We start from the raw sequence: 13,769 nt of genomic DNA on the forward strand, positions 1-13,769 counted from the left end.
CTCGTACTATCCGCCAAACGGGCTCGCCCGTTACAAGGTGAGAACGAGGTCAGGCGATCGGGTCGACATTCCCGCCTGGCCGTCCAGGACCCGCGTCACGTGTCCGACTCCAGCCCAATCGAGTTCATAGCCTAGCGTGTCAGGTGCATATGCATCGGCCGGGTGATCCCGCAGGTGCGACGGCGACTCGACCGCCGCCCGCGCCCGCCACCCAGCAAGCACCTTCGGGGCGACATCGGCGAACAGATCCGCCGGAAGACCGATCGCACGCACCGCGCGCAACTTGCGGATCTCGGTCAGCATCGATTCCAGGCTCACATTGCCCGGCGTCGCCTTCACCAGCGCCAGCACCGACTCATCCACCACGTCCCCGGCGTCGTCAGGTTCGGTGCCGTCCGCAACCAGGTCCTCCAGCCGTGCCGTCGCCGTCGCCGTCGGCGCCAGCCTGCCAGCTATCCGGCACGACAGGGTCACCTCGGCCTGCCGGAGCGCCGACCGCACAATCCGGTCAATGCGGCCAGCGGTCGGCGGCTCGATCCGCTCCGCCCGGCACCGGATCAGGAACTGCTCGCGCACCCGATCATGCTGCCGCTCCGCCTCGCACACCTCCGCCGCCAGCCACGCAGTCAGCTTCTCGGCATCCTCAACCCTGCACTCGTGGAAGCCAAGATGCCGGCGAATCTGCGCCCGGTGGAACTCCACCGTCCGCCCCGCCCAGTCGTACAAGCCGATCTCTGATGCAGGAACCTTCACCTGGTCGGCGACAAACGCCACAGCGGCATCAGGCAACTCCGCCCGGCCGCGCGGGAACAGACCATGCCGGGTGTAGTGCTTCAGCAGCAGGACGAACCCCAACCGAGTCGAGCCACGCTTGCCCGCAACAAGGTCACGCTCGTCATCCAACAGCGTCCAGTGCTCGACCAACTCATCGAGCTCGATCGACCGATCCACGATCGGCGATCCTCTCGGCCCACGAGGTCACCAGCCGTCGTTTGCGGCTGGTGACAGCGTTCTTACCGACACCCCTACACACGACACGGGTGAGCAGACGGCCGGGCGCCCTGGTCGGGTACGCCAGGGTGTCGACTCACGGCCAGCTCCTCGACCGGCAAGTGCGGACGTTGAACGAGGCCGGGTGCATCAAGGTGTTCCGGTCGAGGCTCGGTACGACGAGCGTGTCGCCCGGACATGTGACAGAGGACTTTCTCGTAGGAACACTCGCTCGATTACGAGGGTCTTCCACACCTGTCATCGGTTCCACCGGGCCAGGACTTGAAGATCACGGCCGGGAACCTCGATCCGTCGGCTGCTCGGGGCCTTGGTTCTCGATGGACCTGGCGCGCAACGACCGGAGGAAGGCCGGCGCGAGCTGGGCGGTCCGGTCGAAGGCCTCGGCAAACTCGGCCTTCTTGAACACGCACCAGTTGAAGATCAGCCAGGCAACCCAGCCGATCAGCGCAACAACGCTGATAGCCAGCAGGGCGACCGCGGGGTACCGGTAAGCGGGCATCGCAAGTCCTCGTCCTCCGCAAACCCGACTGCGAGATGAGTCATGCGAAAACTTCCGCTAATCACCTTGATGCTCTGCCCGGTCCCGGAACCGAACAGGCTGCTACTACAGAGGACGGCACCCCCGAGACCACTGGAAGCGGGCCGCTCTGCCCTTACCAGCAGAGCGCTTTCAGGATCACGGCCGTCCTGTTCGGCCAGGTCGCCGCGGTACACCGGATCGTGTGCGGGACCGGCCGCGTGCCGGGACCGTCGGCGTACTCAAGGTCGGACTGGAAGTCACGCACCGGACCAGCAAGGGGTGCTCGACGGGCAGCTCGACCCGCGCCGGGCTCACCGCCCCTCCCCCACGTCGACATCGACGTGGGGGACGTCGTCCGGTCGACGTCCTGCGAATGCAGGTCATCGCGGCCGCGATCCGGGAGCACCAGGTCGTGGTCATCGCCGGTGAGACCGTCCGGCCAGGCCACCTGTGCGCTGGCTGCGGCCGCGGTCATCTACCTCGGTCTGGTAACGGTGGCCGAGAATGGGTTCAGAGGGACGGCGTCGGCCATAGGCTGTCGCGCGTGAGTGAGCCGATGTTCGTGCCGCGGGTGAGGCGAGGCGCGCCTCGCTGGGTACGGTGTGCCGGATTGGTGTGGACGGTCGCGCTTTCGCTGGGCGCCGTGCTGGCTGGGTGTGCGACGCCGCCGGCCGAGCCGTCGGCGACGGTGGTTCCGACGAAGTCGCCGTCGTCGACGGCAGTGGGTGAAGGAGGTGCCGTGGGCCGAGCGCCTGCACGTTTCACGATCGTTCCTGACGACTATCACGTGCCGTACGCCGGAACCGCCGGGGACGGACGCAAGTTCTTCTTGAGCGACGAACTGTTCGATCCAGGATCGGCCTATGTAGGGCTGTTCCTGTGGAAGGCCGACGGCACGTTCGACGAGGTGCGGGTCGACAAGGTTGTTCGTCCCGCAGGGCTTCCTCCGGGTCAGGCAGGTTCGGCCGGCGCGGACGAGCTCGTCGCTGCCCGGTTGGCCGAGCTCGGCGAGTACGTGCTGGAGCCGATCCAGGTGGAGCCGTTCGCCGAGGAGGTCCGGGGTGTGACCTTTGGCTGGGTGGTTCGTCAGGTCGACGGCGAGTACTCCATCAACATCGAGCCGGGGGACTTCATCGCGTATTACGAACCCTGGGACGGGCTCGGGTACGACACGTAGAGGGTCGTTCCGCGCCGCGACACTTGCTGCCGCGCTTCTGGCGCGGCCGCGATCCGGAACGCGGGACCGCACGAGATGCACCACTCCGCGGGAGTGTCGCAGGCCACCTGGCGGGTCGCGCATCTGCCGTCGGAGGACACGCTGAGTCAGCTGCCTGTCTACTGGATTGACCTCTGAGAATCAGGAGCGTGCCTCCCTCGCCGGGTGAGCGAGCCCGATGCGCCCTCCGGCCGAACCTCGCCCACCCCGGCGCGGAGAACGGCACCTTGGTGTAACCGGCCATCGGGTTCCTGTCGCGCCGCTGTCCAGTCGGTGTGACAGAGACCGTCGTCCGGCGCTCAGGGGCGACGATCCGGTGGCGGTGGCCACTGGCACTTGGCCGCCACGCGTTGCCAGACGGTGTGCCGCAGCTCCACGAAGTACGTGTCAAGGTCGGCGGCCGTCTCCACCTCTGCGACCGGCACGGTGACAGTGATCGCTGGGGCGGGAGACGCGCGGCTCCAGAACCTGCGCTTCGGGACCGGCTGGACATCGACAAGCGCATCGAGTTCTGCGGTGCGGTCTCCCAACTCGAGCCACCACCCCTCCCACTCCGCGTCTCGGATGTACCGGTAGTAGCTCCGCAGCCATGCCTCGAACGTCCGGTCGGAGTCGAGGCGGTCCGGCTCAGCGCCGAGAAACAATCCAACCCCTAGGACCGTCAGGTCCTCCTCGGCGTCATCGTGCGGCGCGGTCATGACAACTCCCGTCCTCGGTACGAACCGCTTCAGCGACAACTTGGCCATTCCTGCCCTGGAGGGCAGTCACGGTAGCCGCCATGGTTGATCGCGTAGACGGTAATGAAGTACGACTCCCACACTCTCGCCTTGCGCCATCCACGAACTCCCTTGACCAGCCACTTGCCGACACACTGGGAGCCCGTGCGACGCCGGCATGTGGGGATCTGATCCTTGTACCGCTTGGAGCCGACCGTGGTGATGCCGTACTTCCAGACGTACCAGCGGCCTTTGCTCAGGTACCGGATGATGTACACGTTGTAGATGGCATTCGGGTTCCAGTTCGTCTGGGGGAACGGAATCCCGTAGATCAGGGCAAAGTACCAGGTGTAGAACTCGAACAGTCCCCAGTTCCTGAGCGTGGTGTAGTACCAGGCCCACCATTTGCCGGTGAGGTCGGACAGGTTCATCGGGTCGGTCGGGTAGGCGTACCGGTTCGCACCGCCGCCGATCACCGGATCGACGCTGGTGAACGCACCGGTGACCGGGTTATAGACCCGTACCCCCATCAGGCTCAGACCGGCATCGCCGGACTCGCGCTGGTATCCACCGATCCAGCCGTACCTCGAGGTGCCGGACGTGTTGCCGTACTCGTCGTACTGCTGCCAATCGGTCAGGCCCGTGCCGACCGTCGAGGACCCGGCCAGCGGCACGGTGCTGACAGCATCGCCGTGTGGGTTGAGGATCCGGAGCTTGGCCGACCCGTCCTGGCTGATCGACAGGTCGAGGTCACCGCCCAGCAGGCTGGCGAACCGCTCCGTGGCCGCACCTGTCTCGATCCAAGTCGGATTGTCACTGGAGTCGCTGTAGTGACGGACGGTCTCGGTCCGGCCGGTGCTGGTTTCGACGGTGTCCACGGAACGGCGATTGGCCGCGTCTAGACCGTATGTAGTGGTGACGCCGCCCTGACTGATCGACCGGACCAGGTCGTTGTCGTAGTAGCCGAGACGGATGTCACCACGCTCAGGATGAGGCGCGTCGGCGGCCGGCAAGACGGTGTTGCGACCCAGCGCATCGTAGGTGTAAAGGCTGGTGCCGTTGGCGGCCCGGACGATCCGGTCGGCGGTGTCGTAGAGCCGGATCTGCTCGGTTCCGGCTTCGCTGCAGGCGCCGTCCGGACCGGGACCGGACGTGCTCCGGCCGAGTCTGTTGTCGTTGGCATCGAAGGTGTAGCGCCGGGTCACACAGCCGGGTTGCTTGGCCGGATCGGTGACATCGACTCCTGTCGTGGCGGCAGTGCGGTCACGAACCTCCGCGAGCCGTCCCGCGGCGTCATAGGCATAGGAACGGTCGTACGGCGTGGCGTCACCGGGACCGTCACCGGCAGGTCCGGTAAAGGCGGCGCCTTCCGGTGTCCACTCCCTGGTGACCCGACCGCCCAGGTCGTAGTCCCGTGACCATGACAGCCATGGTCCGTCGGGCTGCGTCTGGCCATCGACGACGACCTGTCCGGTGTAGCTCAGCCCGATCCGTCGCCCGGCGACGTCCAGGTCGGCCTGCTGCGTGATTCCACCGGGCAGCTTCTGGACGACCAAAGCCTCGGCGCCGTCATACGCAGCGGTGGAGGTCCAGGTCGATCCGGCCGACGTCACCTCGACCTTCGTCGGGAGACCGCGCCGCTCGACTCGGCCGAGCGCGTCGGCGCCGTCGTAGCTGTACGTCGTGCCTCCATTCGCGTCGGTCTTCGCCGCGATCCGGCCCGCCGCGTCGTAGCTGGTCGTGGCCGGGGTGTCGGTGCCGGACTGGTAGCTGATCTGCCGGCCCCAGGTGTCGTAGCGGGTGCGTATCGTGGTGATCGTCCCGTCGGCCGACGTCGCCGTGACGTCTTCGGCGAGCCCAGTGGCCGAGTTGTAGGAGGTCGTCTTCGTGCTGACCGGTGTCGACCCGGTCAGCACGGCAACCTGTGTCTGCGTGGACTGCGGGTCGCCGCCGGCCGTATAGGTGCGGGTCGTCGTCCGTGTCACCGACCCCGACGTCTCGGTGACCTCGGCCGGGTCGAGCAGATAGTTGAAGGCGCTCGACGTCGTGGTCGGCAGAGTCGGTGTGGCGCCGATCGACGAGGATGGTGTGCTGGCCGGGTAGGTCTTGCAGTGCAGACCCGCCCAGTAAGGTTTTCCGCCGCACTCCGGATGGTCGGTGCGCGCAGTCCCGGTGTAGTAGACGTACTTGGTAGTCCCGGCGTCGGTCCCGTCACTGCCGGGCTGGCGGGTCTCGATTAGGCGCTCCTCGGCGTCAAACTGCCGGGTGGCAACGAGGTCGCCCGTGCTGATCTGGCTGTTCTGATCCACGTCGATCGCCGACCGTGCAACCAGGCCGGCCGACCAACCAGCCTGATCGCCATAGTCCGTCAGCCGCCGGGCGAGCACAACGTCCTGCCCGGTCCCGGGATCGTGCGCGGACGTGGTCTCCGATGTCAGCTGCCAGTACGGTGCCGACGTGGCGGGATCGATGCCGTTATTCGGTGCGTGCTCGTCGTACTTCCTGTGCACGCGAGGCCGGAGCCATCTGACCGGACCAGCGCCGACCGAGGCCATCCGAGCCGGGCCGAAGGTGTCGACCACGAGCATGCCCGCCGGCGTGACCACCTCGCCGGCGGCGTTGCGTATCTCCTCGTTGTACACGGTCAGCTCGGCCACCTGATCGGCTGAGGCCACCTGACCTGTGCGGAACAACCGCAGCGCCCGTTCGTCGAGCGAGCGGACGACATTTCCCTGCTCGTTGAAGTCCCTCGCACTGAGCTGCCAGTCTCCGGCACCGTAGGCGGCTTCGTTGACTGTGGCGCCACTCGCATCGGTGTACTGCAGGTCCGCGAACTGCCAGTCCGGCTCGGTCGGTGGCCCGGCCAGCGGACGCTCCGGACCGAAGACGGCGAATCCTCGCTCGGCGACCGTTCGCTGGTTCCATGCTCCGACCGCCGTGGCCGACACATCCGGCAACCCCGGACCGGTCAGTGGCACGTCGTAGACGAACGTCGCCAAGGTCGCGGTGCCACCGATGGCGTCACCAGCTGGCCGGTCCCGCTCGACCTTCACCAATTTCGGCTTGTCGTCTGCATCGGAGTAGATGAATCGGAAGGCCTGCTGCCCCGGGGGCTTGACGGCCGTCAGACGCGCCATCGCGTCGTAGCCGTACTCGGTAACCAAGCCGGAACGGGGATCGGTGAAACGCACCAGCCGGCCTGACGAGTCATAGCCGTACGCAGCGACCTGCACCGAAGTCATCCCTGGTCCACCAGGGCGTGCGGGGTCGTAGATCTCCAGCCAGGCACCGGTGAGACGCCCAACCTCACCTCCGGTCGTTCCATATCCGAACCGCAGCGCGCGGCACCCGGCCACAACGTGCCGGCCGGCGAGCAGCTGACACCAGGCGGAGCCGGCGCCAGCAGACGGATCAGCCGGCCAGTCACGTCGTACCCGAAGACCGTGTCACCACCCTGCCCGTCGAGGTCGACCGCGACCGGCCGGAACGAAGCGGCCGCGTCGACGGCCGGTGCCGCCGCGACTTCGAACTTGCTGACTACCCCCGCGGAATCGGTGTGGGCGATAACAGTCGAGGCACCGGTACCCGAGAGCACCAGCTTCTCCTCCCCCTCGAAGCCATCGTCTTCCAAGGCGATCCACTCGCCGACCTCGAACGAGGCCGTCGTGCGGCGCTTCCCGCTCGGCGCCCGCCACACCGAAATAGGGCCGGTACTGTCCGCGAGCACGATGGTGCCATCGACCCGAGAGTTGTCGATGACCTCCAGAGATGCCGCGCCGACATCGTTGCCGCCGAGCTGCGCCGTCCACCCCGGACCGAACAATCCGTTCCCGGTGGCGCCACCGAACGTCGCGTGCGTCCTGGTCAGTGCTAGACGACCGGTGTATCCAGGTACCTCGAAATCGGTCACCTCAGAGCGGAACTCTCCCGTCCAGAGCGCAACCTCACCTGGCCCGGCCGTCGCCGACGGGTAATTGCCGCCGAATGCGTGCGGAACTCGCATCACGTTCGTCTTCGACTCCGACCAGGTGCACTGCGTGGCGTTGCCGTACTCCAGACACACCTGTACATCCAGCAGAACTGGCCGAAGACCGTCTATCTTCGTCGGCTCGACAGCCGGGGTCTCCGGATCGGCATCGACATGGGCATCCTCTACCACGGCGCTCGTGTCCCAACTGCCCCGGACCACCACTCCCCCCGAACCGAGATCATCCACTGTTAGCGGCGCGCTGGCCGGATCCACCGTGTTCCATCCGGCGGACTCGTCGCCAGTTCCGTACCCGGACAACCGCCACCGCATCGAGGCCGTCGGAACCGGCGACTGTCCACGCGGTGGGCCCGAAGCCTCGATCCGGACCTTGTCCGTCGTGGTCACCCTCGGTCGTATCGCCGGGTGCGACAACGTCGCACTACCCCAGCCGAAGCTGTACGAGGTGTCGGGCGAGACCTTGCCGGCTGGTGTTTCCGCCTGCACTGTCATCTGGCGAAGACCAGTGCTGTTCTTGTCGAACGTGATCGTGGCGTTGGCGACGGCGGGGTCGCTCGATGGCTGGATCTTGACCTTCAGGGTGGACGTCGGAGTCGACGTCGTCGTGCCACTCGCGCTCGTTGCCCTGTAGATGGTGCTCGGGACCGTGATCCGGACGTAGCCCGGCGCAGAGTAGCTGGTGCCGGTCGCCGTGATAGTGCACGTCACATCGGCGGTCGGTTTGGTGTCTTGCCAAGAACCGTTGGTGTAGGGCGCGGGACAGTTCACCTCAGGCTTGGCTGGTACCTGGGTACCGGTCCGCAGCCGCGTCTGATAGCTCGTCCACGGGCCATCGACGCGGCCGTCATTGGCCTTCGCCCGGATGTACAGCAACGTGTTGTCCGGCAAGTCCTGGCTCGGGCGGCAGCCAGCCGTGGTCCCCGACGCATACACCGACGACGTACACGTGCCCTTCAGGCTGAACGTCTCGCCTGAGCCAGTGAAGAACTCGAACACGTACTTCACCGTGTTGCCATCCGCATCCGTCGCCTTGGTCCGCACCCACGGCCGCAGGCTCGCCGAGTACATGTACGACGTGCTGTCGCCCGGCGCCGCATACGCGATCGCCTCGGTCGTCTCCGCCGTGGCCGGCGGGTTCGGCGGCCGATTCCACGTCAAGGAGATGTACGGATCAGCCGGGCCCTCGGTGGAGTAGAACCGCTTCCAGGCGTTCGCATCTGCCTCGTTCGCCGCCTTCAACGCGACACCCGCGGTCGGGTAGGTGACGCCCGCCCAGAACTGGGCCAGCCCGGTCATCGGGATGTAGACCCGGTCCGCCGCACAAGCAGCCGAGAAGCCCTTCGCCGCCGACACCGAGCCCCACACCTGGATGCTGGTCGTCGGCTGCGCGGCCCACCGGGTCTCCGGGGTCGCCGGGTTCGCCGAGTGCAGATTCACCTGCGTCGGCGTACACGTGGTCGATCCGTACTGCATCAGCGACAGGTGGGCGGCGATGACGTCCTTGCCGATGAACGGCGCAGTCGGGAAGTTCAGGAACGACCGCTCCGTTGTCGTCCCGTTCTTGCCGACCCGCAGATCCACCGTCGACGACAAGTCATTGGTCCAACCGGACTGCACGAAGGTGTCGAAACTCGACATCACCGGCATGTTCGCGTAGGTCGGGTCCACGGTCAGCGGAAAGACACGCGCCGGGTCCAGGACGAACTGCGGGTCCGGGGCGATCACCAGGGTCGCCGTGCCCGGCACCACGTCCTCCACCCTCACATTCACGATCGCCTTGTTCACCGGGTCCTTCGTGGCCGGGTCGGCGACCGAGTCCCACATATAGGCCACCGGGATCCGCGACCGAACCACGTTCTTCGCGTCGACGAACTCGATCGTGCCGTCCTCGAGTTGCCGCGCCGTCAATTCCTTGGTGCGCAGCGGGATCCGCCACACCGGCGCTGTCGCCGGTCGCTGTTTGATGATGAAGTCGGTTTCGAACCCTGACCGGCGCGCATCCAGCGTCAGGTCGACACCTGGCTGGATATCGGCGTAGGTCGCCTTCGTCCCGTCGATGGTCGGTTCTGGCAGCTTCCACGGCGCCAGCCACTCCACCTGACGACCCGTGCCTGCCGTCGCCGAGGCAAACACCTGGCCGGTGGCGACGTTCCGCTTGCCGAGTTGCAGCCCCAGTTGGTGGCCGCGCGGCGCGACCGTGCCGTCCGTGCCCTTCTGCAACGTGAGGTCGACTGCTCGCCACGCACCCGAGGCAGTCTTAAAGCGAATTGGTGCGGCGTGTGCCTCCGTGGTCATCAAACCTGATGGCTCGGCCCACGTGGTCGACGTCTCGGTGCGCAGAGCTTCGACCTCGACCCGGGAGCCCTGCGCCCGGGCCGTCACCACCGCTGACACCAGATCCGGCCGCGAAGCGACCTTCGCCACCGGCGACATCGGATCCGCCGCCGGAACAGCCTCCGCTGTTCGGTTGGCTTCCAGAGCCGGCGCGAGCAGCGCGAGCGACATGACGGCCGCGATGATCCGCGGGAACTTCTGCACGCGTGCACGCTGCGAACGATCCAGGACAGACATCGGCGACTCCCCCACCTAACGCCGGCCCAGGACAGGCACCGGTGACTAGGCGGGTCACCCAGCTGGCCAGCGCTCGCTACATCGCCAATCCGCAGCGCCGCGTTACAGGACTGCAACAACCTGCAACTCCACACGCAGCCATTGACAATCGACCCGCCGATGGCCAAGGACTGCACGCCTGCCAACGAAGTCCGCAATCCGACCTCAGCCGGACCCGCTACCAGCGACTGGCCGCAGTTGGTGAGCAGGAACTGTCCGGCTGACACACCTACCGCTCAGCACAAGCCACCGCAGGCATCCGACGGACCGCAGCGTGACCGTGGGTTTGAATTCCCACTGCTGCGGGTCGATAAGTAGAACTGGCGGCACCGATCAGCGCGACACGGTCGACGTCCCACCGCTCTCAGCCGTACGTACAAAAACTCGTAGGCCTCGGGGCGACGTTAGCTATCCGGCCGGTGCAGGCTGCCGGTCAGCGGGTGGCGAAACGCTGCTTGTTGTACCAAAGCATCGAGAAGTTCTCGGAACTCGTGTCACATGGTGGCCGGCGCGGCGGCCCATGAACTAAGTGAGGGGCAAGGGGCTCGTGATGGGACTTACGCCGTACGCGGTGGCGCTCTGCGCGTGTGTGCTGTTCGGGCTGGTCCTCGTCGGCCTCGCCACGTGCGTCGCGCTGTTCGTCGGGGACTCCGGTCGCCGCAGTGATGCAATTCGAGTCTTACGGATCCTGATCTGCAGCACCGGAGGCAGCGGGATAGTGGCTGCGCTGCTTCAGCTGCACGACGCAGGGCTGCTGTGATGTCGCCCGGCCGACGGAGTCCCTGCTCACCGTCCTTCGTCTGCAGACCTGGTGAGTGTCTGCTACCGCTGAGCCTCCTCAGTCATGCAGTCCCTGTGGACGAACAGCAGGGACTCGTTTGGCTTTTTCGTGCGGAGGTTAACGATGGTCCAGGTGGCGGGGTCTTCTCCGACTGAGTGTTTGCAGATATCGCAGCGCACCTTCGCTGCCCACTTCAGAATCGTCCTGCCGACCAGGAAGAGACCCATCACAGCAGGGATTCCGATCCACCAGTGCTGGAGGATCCAGACACCCAGAGCTACCAGGGCACCGAACCACAGGAGTATGCCGATCCCCCAGGCCATGACAAGGATCCACCACACGCCGACGACGCCATACCCGACGTGCTTGAACACGTTGAGAACGCCGGCGCCTGGCCGCCACCAGGTCCGTAGCGGTACCGCCCTGAGCTTCGACGCAACTATGTAGAAGACGACCCCCGCGCTGATCGCGCCCAGTGTCACCAGCAAATCGGGCAGATTCATGCCGCTCTCCCTCGCTACGTCCATCGGCGCCGGCCCAGACGCGCTACGGACCCGCTGGTGATGGGCAGGCCGGGCTACTACGCGCCTCCGGTGCCGCTGAGAGCCTTGAGGGCCATGTCGATCAGCCCCAGCACGACCTTCTTCCCCACGGTGGGAGCGGCGTCTTTGACGCCGGCGTAGATCTTGTCGACCAGTTGGCGCAGGCGGCCCCAGCGGAACAGAGGCACTTCGCGCAGTGCCTGGAGCGGGTGTGGTCGCAGAACCCGCCCGTGCTGCAGATCAGCTCCCGGCCGACGTACACCGAACTCGGCCGCCGGCGGGGCCGGCACTGCGTCGTGGTCCGGGTCACCGTGTACGACCGGGCTCTCACGGGCGGCATGGTGTGGATCGAGGAACCGGCCGGATTCCGGCACGGGGTGGAGACCGGAATCGTCGGCCTGAGTATCGGTCCGACGCACGGCATGGCGGGCAACGTCGCACTGCTCCCGAAGGTCGACCGGCGCCGCGAGTTCGAGATCGGGATTTGGGTGGCTTCCCCTGCCGAGGTCTCCGGCATGCGGCTGGAGCTGGCGCTGAGGCTGGAGACGCCGGACAACGCGTGGCCGGCGGTACTTCAGGTGCAGCTCCCGACGTACCGGCCGGTGCTCCCAGGGACCGAGATGTACGGAGAGATTGGCCGGCCTGGAGGACGACCGGTCGAGAGCGTCAGGGATGAGGGCCGGTATGTCGAGGTGGTTCGCAACCCCGAGACTGCCGCGCAGGCTGCAGCTCTCCGCCGGAGCAAGCCCTCCCCCGCGGCGGCGGCCGCCGCGACGGTCCGGATGAAGCCGCTGCCCCCAGCACCTACCGATCCGCCAGAACGAGAACAGGACGCGTACCGGCCGAAGCACCGGAAGGAGGTTCGGCCGCGCGGGCTGTGGCAGCGGCTGCTGGGTCGGTCAGATGGCAGCTGAGTGTTGGACCCGGTCGGCGGAACTCGAAGGTACGGAAGATCGTCTGTCGCGCGACATCACCGTTGGCTGTTAGGCCGTCGGCGTCTGGGCCGGGCTCGAAGGCGTCTCCCTCGCCAGGACGTCGAGGAGTTGTTCGACAGCTGTCCTGACCTGGCCTTCGTCGGGGTGCCTGTCGACGATCTCCTCCAAGAACTGGATGCACATCGCGGTTTGGACCGCTCGGGCCTGTTCCGACGAGCCGAAGACCGTCCGCTCGAGGATTTCCCCGACGAGGCTCTGCACCTCGGACGGATCGCGACCTCCGGCCAATCGCTCCGTGAACACCTTCTCGACGATCAGTTCCTCGAGCAGGCGAGTCGTCTCGCCGTAGTCGTGACGCTCCAACCGACCAGCCGCGGGCGAGATCGGATAGTCGGGCAGATAGCCCAGTTCGCGAGCGCGCGCGAGCCAACGGCTGGCCGTCACCTCGCTGACGCCCCATCGGTCCTTGATCACCTGTCGCGGGGCTCGATCGGTCAGTTCCGCGTCGATGCAGAACCAGGCGACCTGCATGAAGTGCTCGGCCGGCCAGGATCGGCCTGACTTGACCGTCTGGATGCGGGCTTGGAGGACCAGGTCGTCGACCTGGTTGCTCCACTTCGCCCGGAGTGCGCTCTTGACCCTGCCGAGGATGGTTCCTGTCGGGGCGCGGCGCACGGTGTCTCGGGTAATCGGCGTGGGGTTGTCTTCGTCCCGCGGCGCGATCATCAGTCTGGTGATCGCCGGCTTCCCCTGCACCATTCGCCCTTGGACTTGGTAGATCCACGGGCCCGGGATGTCGGAGTAGGTGACGTCAACGTCCACGTCGCCGTTCGCGAACCCACGCACCCACCCCGAGGCAGCCTCCCCGGGGACCGACAAGACCGCAGTCGGTTCTTCTTCAGACATAGTGATAACCCCCCATCCATGTTGTTGATCCAAAAGTCTAGGTTTCGAAGGCTCGAGGCGGAAGGCTTGGACACACAACACGCTGGATCGCTCGAAGTCGCGGCACGTCGCGTGGGCCTCGAGGAGGTTCGGTATGTAGGAGGGCGGTCCCTGTTGCACCAGGAGACCGCCCCAGCGAACCACCACATCCGGAAGCAAACCAGGAAGGAGTAGTTCAACTATGAGCGTAGGGACAACCAGCGGGGGCGAGCCACCGGACCGGCACAACCAGTTCGTGCTGATCCTCGTGGTGACGGTGATCGCGTTCGCTGCGGTCGTCGTACTCGCTCTCGGCGGGCAGGCCATTGCGGCCGGGGTGATCAGCACCGTGTGGGCCGCGACCTGCGGTCTGCTCGTGTTCTGGAAGCCTCTGAGCTAGGCGCCCGCGACTGAACGAGGTGGCCCATTCGGTGCGGGCAGGTCCCACCTGCCCGCACCTGCCGTACGCCGGGCCCGAAGCGGCTCCGAGTTCAGGGCGGCCGTCCGCGCACCCGTTGGCCGAAAC

Annotated in this window: 13 protein-coding genes; 4 read left to right on the plus strand and 9 right to left on the minus strand. The window is 66.5% G+C overall.

From position 1 onward, the window contains the following. Window positions 1-30: 30 nt before the first annotated feature. The 3 genes from AB0F43_RS30980 to AB0F43_RS30990 all read right to left on the minus strand — a co-directional run bounded on the left by AB0F43_RS30980 (window position 31) and on the right by AB0F43_RS30990 (window position 2,006). The gene (locus AB0F43_RS30980; protein WP_360484781.1) at window positions 31-951 is read right to left on the minus strand and encodes a DUF4158 domain-containing protein; all 921 of its coding nucleotides are present in this window, start codon (window positions 949-951) and stop codon (window positions 31-33) included. A gap of 328 nt (window positions 952-1,279) precedes the next feature. Further along, entirely contained in the window at window positions 1,280-1,510 is a 231-nt protein-coding gene (locus tag AB0F43_RS30985; protein ID WP_360484784.1) for a hypothetical protein, read from the minus strand. A 154-nt stretch (window positions 1,511-1,664) separates the two neighbouring features. Continuing rightward, complete coding sequence (locus tag AB0F43_RS30990) at window positions 1,665-2,006, minus strand: hypothetical protein (protein ID WP_360484787.1); 342 nt, start codon at window positions 2,004-2,006, stop codon at window positions 1,665-1,667. Window positions 2,007-2,075: 69 nt separating this feature from the next. Between AB0F43_RS30990 and AB0F43_RS30995 the strand changes: the two genes are divergently transcribed. Next, window positions 2,076-2,708: a hypothetical protein gene (locus tag AB0F43_RS30995; protein ID WP_360484790.1), complete on the plus strand. Its 633-nt coding sequence runs from the start codon at window positions 2,076-2,078 to the stop codon at window positions 2,706-2,708. 338 nt (window positions 2,709-3,046) lie between these two features. Here the strand turns inward: AB0F43_RS30995 and AB0F43_RS31000 are convergent, their stop codons facing one another. From AB0F43_RS31000 to AB0F43_RS31010, 3 genes are read right to left on the minus strand one after another with little or no spacing between them, the layout of a single operon-like run. Beyond that, window positions 3,047-3,445 carry a hypothetical protein gene (locus AB0F43_RS31000; protein WP_360484793.1) on the minus strand — a complete coding sequence of 133 codons (399 nt, stop codon included), beginning with the start codon at window positions 3,443-3,445 and terminating at the stop codon, window positions 3,047-3,049. Between the two features lie 29 nt (window positions 3,446-3,474). Continuing rightward, a complete protein-coding gene (locus AB0F43_RS31005; RefSeq protein WP_360484796.1) occupies window positions 3,475-6,705 on the minus strand; it encodes an RHS repeat-associated core domain-containing protein in 3,231 nt (1,076 codons plus the stop codon). Continuing rightward, complete coding sequence (locus AB0F43_RS31010) at window positions 6,702-10,022, minus strand: DNRLRE domain-containing protein (protein ID WP_360484799.1); 3,321 nt, start codon at window positions 10,020-10,022, stop codon at window positions 6,702-6,704. The genes AB0F43_RS31005 and AB0F43_RS31010 overlap by 4 nt, the downstream gene beginning before the upstream one ends. 589 nt (window positions 10,023-10,611) lie before the next feature. On the opposite strand from AB0F43_RS31010, the gene AB0F43_RS31015 reads away from it, so the two are divergent. Next, entirely contained in the window at window positions 10,612-10,821 is a 210-nt protein-coding gene (locus AB0F43_RS31015) for a hypothetical protein (RefSeq protein WP_360484802.1), read from the plus strand. A 62-nt stretch (window positions 10,822-10,883) separates the two neighbouring features. Here AB0F43_RS31015 and AB0F43_RS31020 read toward each other — a convergent pair whose 3' ends face one another. Together AB0F43_RS31020 and AB0F43_RS31025 are read right to left on the minus strand one after the other, a co-directional pair. Beyond that, window positions 10,884-11,345, minus strand: coding sequence for a hypothetical protein (locus AB0F43_RS31020; RefSeq protein ID WP_360484805.1), 462 nt, complete (start codon window positions 11,343-11,345; stop codon window positions 10,884-10,886). Between the two features lie 77 nt (window positions 11,346-11,422). Beyond that, the gene (locus AB0F43_RS31025) at window positions 11,423-11,572 is read right to left on the minus strand and encodes a hypothetical protein (protein WP_360484808.1); all 150 of its coding nucleotides are present in this window, start codon (window positions 11,570-11,572) and stop codon (window positions 11,423-11,425) included. 42 nt (window positions 11,573-11,614) lie between these two features. Here AB0F43_RS31025 and AB0F43_RS31030 point away from each other — a divergent pair, with 42 nt between their 5' ends. Then, entirely contained in the window at window positions 11,615-12,298 is a 684-nt protein-coding gene (locus AB0F43_RS31030) for a hypothetical protein (protein WP_360484811.1), read from the plus strand. Window positions 12,299-12,367: 69 nt separating this feature from the next. Here the strand turns inward: AB0F43_RS31030 and AB0F43_RS31035 are convergent, their stop codons facing one another. After that, window positions 12,368-13,225, minus strand: a complete 858-nt coding sequence (locus AB0F43_RS31035; protein ID WP_360484814.1) for a hypothetical protein — start codon at window positions 13,223-13,225, stop codon at window positions 12,368-12,370. 220 nt (window positions 13,226-13,445) lie between these two features. Between AB0F43_RS31035 and AB0F43_RS31040 the strand changes: the two genes are divergently transcribed. Further along, the gene (locus AB0F43_RS31040; protein WP_360484816.1) at window positions 13,446-13,643 is read left to right on the plus strand and encodes a hypothetical protein; all 198 of its coding nucleotides are present in this window, start codon (window positions 13,446-13,448) and stop codon (window positions 13,641-13,643) included. Window positions 13,644-13,769: the final 126 nt, after the last annotated feature.

Origin of the sequence: Kribbella sp. NPDC023972, assembly GCF_040639075.1 — a bacterium.
Taxonomy (GTDB): Bacteria; Actinomycetota; Actinomycetes; order Propionibacteriales; family Kribbellaceae; genus Kribbella.

Bases quoted from the DNA above. Each gene is read 5' to 3' on its own strand.
- AB0F43_RS30985 (WP_360484784.1), bottom strand. From the start codon at position 1,510: ATGCCCGCTTACCGGTACCCCGCGGTCGCCCTGCTGGCTATCAGCGTT.
- AB0F43_RS30990 (WP_360484787.1), bottom strand. From the start codon at position 2,006: ATGACCGCGGCCGCAGCCAGCGCACAGGTGGCCTGGCCGGACGGTCTC.
- AB0F43_RS31000 (WP_360484793.1), bottom strand. From the start codon at position 3,445: ATGACCGCGCCGCACGATGACGCCGAGGAGGACCTGACGGTCCTAGGG.
- AB0F43_RS31005 (WP_360484796.1), bottom strand. From the start codon at position 6,705: ATGACTTCGGTGCAGGTCGCTGCGTACGGCTATGACTCGTCAGGCCGG.
- AB0F43_RS31010 (WP_360484799.1), bottom strand. From the start codon at position 10,022: ATGTCTGTCCTGGATCGTTCGCAGCGTGCACGCGTGCAGAAGTTCCCG.
- AB0F43_RS31015 (WP_360484802.1), top strand. From the start codon at position 10,612: ATGGGACTTACGCCGTACGCGGTGGCGCTCTGCGCGTGTGTGCTGTTC.
- AB0F43_RS31020 (WP_360484805.1), bottom strand. From the start codon at position 11,345: ATGAATCTGCCCGATTTGCTGGTGACACTGGGCGCGATCAGCGCGGGG.
- AB0F43_RS31035 (WP_360484814.1), bottom strand. From the start codon at position 13,225: ATGTCTGAAGAAGAACCGACTGCGGTCTTGTCGGTCCCCGGGGAGGCT.
- AB0F43_RS31040 (WP_360484816.1), top strand. From the start codon at position 13,446: ATGAGCGTAGGGACAACCAGCGGGGGCGAGCCACCGGACCGGCACAAC.